Annotated in this window: 4 protein-coding genes; all 4 read left to right on the top strand. The window is 35.6% G+C overall.

Translation table 11 applies throughout. The features are described 5' to 3' along the window. Positions 1–495: 495 nt before the first annotated feature. The 4 genes from I6E80_RS20275 to I6E80_RS20260 all read left to right on the top strand — a co-directional run bounded on the left by I6E80_RS20275 (position 496) and on the right by I6E80_RS20260 (position 2,498). Complete coding sequence (locus I6E80_RS20275) at positions 496–810, top strand: hypothetical protein (RefSeq protein ID WP_197186318.1); 315 nt, start codon at positions 496–498, stop codon at positions 808–810. A gap of 87 nt (positions 811–897) precedes the next feature. Beyond that, entirely contained in the window at positions 898–1,221 is a 324-nt protein-coding gene (locus I6E80_RS20270) for a hypothetical protein (protein WP_024598870.1), read from the top strand. 106 nt (positions 1,222–1,327) lie between these two features. After that, positions 1,328–1,759, top strand: a complete 432-nt coding sequence (locus I6E80_RS20265; RefSeq protein ID WP_024600383.1) for a hypothetical protein — start codon at positions 1,328–1,330, stop codon at positions 1,757–1,759. Positions 1,760–2,048: 289 nt separating this feature from the next. After that, a complete protein-coding gene (locus I6E80_RS20260; protein WP_182715381.1) occupies positions 2,049–2,498 on the top strand; it encodes a hypothetical protein in 450 nt (149 codons plus the stop codon). Positions 2,499–2,580: the final 82 nt, after the last annotated feature.

Below are 2,580 nucleotides of genomic sequence, written 5' to 3'. Positions count from 1 at the left end.
GCAGCCAAAGCTTGGGCCTCACATTACCCGAACTTGGTTAAAGTATTAATTAATTTATGGGTTTATTATCCATACAAGAAATTAAGCGGGACTAAAAACAGTTGGCTTTTTGTTCACTACGTTCACTTATTTTAGCCAACCATTTTTTGCCTGTTAATTAGGCGTTATATGGTTCACAGGATAGAAGTATATGGATATATTTGAGTATAAAGTAGAAAAAGTTGGTGGTCTTCTTACATTTCGCACTACCAAATTTGTCCGGTTGCAAACTCGCTGCACAGAACTGGGAAAACAAGGCTGGGAATTAGTTAGCGTAAATTACGATTGGTTTACAGTCACGTATACAATGTTTTTTAAGCGGATACGGCCTAATAAAACCATATAACAATGGTTTTCAAGTCGGACAAATTACAGTTGGCTGTTGTTCGTTCCTCACACATTATAGCCAACTACAATTTGCCGCTTAAAACGGCGTTATATGCAACGGAGAAATTGATGTTTAAGGATGATCTCCCAGACCTGTTTGAAGAAGTAAAATCTTCGCTGATAGCTGAAGGTGAAAAAGAACTTACTGATCAGCTAAAAGGTTTGAAAATTAAATCATGTGAGTCCTTCGCTTCTGACGATTCAGCATTCACAATATGTTTTACAACCTCAGAAAATGAAAAACTGGAAGATACTTTCCCCACAGGTGATAAGGCGTATACAGTTATGCTTGTTTACTCTGAAAAGTCAGTTATCATCGGTTTAGACATTATCGGTTGTGAAAATACTGAATTACAAAAGCAACTGTTAGCATGTTGCACATAACAAAAACATCATGGTGGGAATTTTACTCGCTGGCCTTCGGCCAACAACGCTCATAAAATCCCCATATGTTAAGAGTTAAGCATCATTATGAAATTGAGTGTACCTATCGAACTTGAATACAGCAGGAAAAACTTATTAGTCTTGCTGTCTTATGGTCAAAAGCCAGATCAATCGCCATACACTCATAAACAAATTTCTGAGTGGTGTGAACGGTTTTGGAATAAATATAATGATGTTGATGTGTCGGAAGAAATTGAGAAGGTTATGCCTATTCTTGCTGACATTGAAACGCAATGGGATCTCTACCTAGCAAATACATACCCATCATCACAGCTACAGCAGCTAGATTTTGAGACTGTTAACTTGCCCGTAGAGTGGTTCAAGGATTGGAGCGCTGAGGCAAATGCTTAACAAGTGCATGTTGCATCAGCCACTGCGTGGCTTGGACGGTTTTTCCGCTCGTGCCTCGCTACAAAACCGCCGCAAATGCAGGCGTTAGGGTTTTCTGGAGTCACGGATGAAATTTAAACTACCTTTTATTTTCCTCGTATTTATTTCAACATTCGCGTATTCGAATGAAATTGATGAATTCTGGAATACAGAAGCTGCATATAAAAACAAAGCTGAAAGTTATATTTCTCAACTGTACAGCAATAAGCCTGAACTTCTTGTTCTTGAATTTTCTATTAAACGCAACCCAACGAAAATTGAATCTGAATTAGAGCACTATGTATTTTTTAAGGCGCTCGACAAAGCGAGTATCGTTGATACTAAAGATCCTGCTATTCTAGAATGGGCTAAATCTAATGGTATAAGTGCTAAAGATATAACCATCTATGACGTAGTTTTCGAGTTGCCTAAAACTAATAATATCAGTCCAGTAATAATGTCAGTTGGGCAAGAGACTGGCTTTTTAAACAACAAATGGGCAGAGTTAATAAAACCTTAAAAGCACTTAAAATGCAACAAAAACAGTTACTCAGGTTCCGCTTCGCTTCACATTTTAACCAGCTATTTTTGTCCGCTTAAGTGGGCGTTGAGGCTGTAGAATTACTCTTTTTTAAGAAAACAGCCTGTTTTATGGTTTCCAAATGCATTACCTAATGCTTTTAAAGCGCTTAGAGTTGATTTGAGGAACTCGTTTTTTAATTGAATTTGATTGTTGGAGTTATTCTACAGCCTCGTTAGTTGGCTTAAATTCACCCTGTAGTATGGAATAGATTTTTGGAGTTTTAAAAATGGAGTTTCTCATAGGTTTAATTCTTTTTTTATTCTTCTTTGTTCTAGTAAATTATGTACAAAGCATTGTTGGATTTTACCCTAAACTAGCAAAAGAGTACAAAACGGATTTATGTATTTCTGAACGTTCACTTTTTAAATCAAAAAGTATTAACCTGACAAATGTTGCGGACTTTTCTCAGGAGAAAAACAGTGAATATAGAAATTTTCTAAATATAAAACCATGTAAACAAGGTTTGTTTATAGGTCAAAATAAGATGTTGATTCTACTATTTCCCAATAAATTTTTAATTCCTTGGGGGCAAATCAACCTAATAAAAGAAAAAACTAATTTTTTAAAAAATCAATATCTTTATAAAGTAGAAAGTAAAAAAGAGCCTATTTATATCATTTCTAAATTCGATCTGTTTAAAAGCACAACTAACAAGAATTTAAAGCGGGACTGCTAACAGTTTGCTCAGTTTCGCTTCGCTACACATTTTAGCAAACTATTATCAGCCCCTTAAATGGGTGTTAAATGCAAAGGAATCT

The sequence above is a fragment of the Pseudoalteromonas sp. NSLLW218 genome, assembly GCF_015864775.1.
GTDB lineage: Bacteria > Pseudomonadota > Gammaproteobacteria > Enterobacterales > Alteromonadaceae > Pseudoalteromonas.
This window is presented reverse-complemented; position numbering and strand designations above follow the sequence as displayed.

Coding starts and splice junctions, on each gene's coding strand:
- I6E80_RS20275 (WP_197186318.1), top strand. CDS start 496: ATGTTTAAGGATGATCTCCCAGACCTGTTTGAAGAAGTAAAATCTTCG.
- I6E80_RS20270 (WP_024598870.1), top strand. CDS start 898: ATGAAATTGAGTGTACCTATCGAACTTGAATACAGCAGGAAAAACTTA.
- I6E80_RS20265 (WP_024600383.1), top strand. CDS start 1,328: ATGAAATTTAAACTACCTTTTATTTTCCTCGTATTTATTTCAACATTC.
- I6E80_RS20260 (WP_182715381.1), top strand. CDS start 2,049: ATGGAGTTTCTCATAGGTTTAATTCTTTTTTTATTCTTCTTTGTTCTA.